Consider the following 1286-nt stretch of genomic DNA (forward strand, 5'->3'; position numbering starts at 1 on the left):
GGCTGTGTTTTGGGGCTGCTGCGCAGCCCAACGCGGGGCAAGCCCGCTCGCCACACCAGCCCGCTCGCCAAAACAGCCGCTCGCCACAGGCGTTGCTGTGCGGCAGCGCTGAGTCGGAGATTCAGCGGGATCTCCCACAGCGGTGCATGTCCTGACAATCGTAACCAGGAATGTTAGCGTGCTTGGCATTCTTCCGTAGTCGATGAGCCCGCCTGCAATGAAAAAGACTGTCCTCGCCTTCAGCCGTATCACCCCGCCCATGATCGAACGCCTGCAACAGGATTTCGAGGTGATCGCGCCCAACCCCAAGCTGGGTGACATCAATGCACAGTTCAACGAAGCCCTGCCCCATGCCCATGGCCTGATCGGCGTGGGCCGCAAGCTGGGCCGCGAACAGCTCGAAGGGGCGAGCAGGCTGGAAGTGGTCTCCAGCGTGTCGGTGGGCTACGACAACTATGACGTGCCGTACTTCAACGAGCGCGGGATCATGCTCACCAACACCCCTGACGTACTTACCGAAAGCACCGCCGACCTGGCCTTCGCCCTGCTGATGAGCAGCGCGCGCCGCGTGGCCGAACTGGATGCGTGGACCAAGGCCGGCCAGTGGAAAGCCAGTGTTGGCGCACCGCTGTTTGGCTGCGATGTGCATGGCAAGACCCTCGGCATCGTCGGCATGGGCAATATCGGCGCGGCCGTGGCCCGTCGCGGGCGCCTGGGGTTCAACATGCCGATCCTGTATAGCGGCAACAGTCGCAAGACCGCGCTGGAACAGGAGCTGGGCGCACAGTTTCGCAGCCTGGACCAATTGCTGGCCGAGGCGGATTTCGTGTGCCTGGTCGTGCCGTTGAGCGACAAGACCCGTCACCTGATCAGCACCCGCGAACTGGGGCTGATGAAATCCAGCGCCATCCTGATCAACATTTCCCGTGGCCCGGTGGTGGATGAACCGGCACTGATCCAGGCCCTGCAAAACCACACCATTCGCGGCGCCGGCCTGGATGTGTACGAGAAAGAACCGCTGAGCGAATCGCCGCTGTTTCAACTGAGCAACGCGGTGACCCTGCCGCATATCGGCTCGGCCACCGACGAAACCCGCGAAGCCATGGCCAACCGCGCGCTGGACAACCTGCGCGCGGCCCTGCTGGGCCAACGCCCGCGGGACCTGGTTAACCCACACGTCTGGAAAGGCTGACAGGAATCCGATGTGGGCGGGGGGCTTACCTAACGCCAGTCAGTTAAGGCTTTTTTTGTAGGAGCGAGCTTGCTCGCGAAAAACTCACAGGCGC

1 protein-coding gene is annotated in these 1286 nt (G+C 62.8%); it reads left to right on the forward strand.

Annotated elements, in window-relative coordinates; all coding sequences use genetic code 11:
- Positions 1 to 217 precede the first annotated feature (217 nt).
- Positions 218 to 1192, forward strand: coding sequence for a 2-hydroxyacid dehydrogenase (locus tag ACODSV_RS36240; RefSeq protein WP_150055622.1), 975 nt, complete (start codon positions 218 to 220; stop codon positions 1190 to 1192).
- The last annotated feature ends 94 nt before the right edge of the window (positions 1193 to 1286 follow it).

It is taken from the genome of Pseudomonas sp. FG86 (genome assembly GCF_057808775.1).